At 66.4% G+C, this 244-nt stretch carries 1 protein-coding gene; it reads left to right on the top strand.

The window, feature by feature from the left end:
• Nucleotides 1-244 (top strand): hemagglutinin repeat-containing protein (locus RHSP_RS08525; protein ID WP_037150571.1); only part of this gene is annotated, 244 nt, incomplete at both ends.

Here is a 244-nt window from a genome sequence, read left to right on the forward strand (position 1 = left end):
GCATCAAGGCCAATGGCGGCGCTTTCCTCGCCGGCGGCAACATGAATCTCAATGCCGAGAACGGCATCACGCTCGCCGCCCAAACGATGAACATTGGCGGGCAAACCGTGGTTGCCGCCAATGGCGGCGTCACGGCCGGCGGCAATCTGAAGATGGATGCCGGCGCAGGCAGCCTGACGCTGAGCGGTACGAAGGTGGCCGCCGGCGGCAGCGCGCAGCTCTCCGGCCAGACCATAACGCTGGG

It is taken from the genome of Rhizobium freirei PRF 81, assembly GCF_000359745.1.
Classification (GTDB): domain Bacteria; phylum Pseudomonadota; class Alphaproteobacteria; order Rhizobiales; family Rhizobiaceae; genus Rhizobium; species Rhizobium freirei.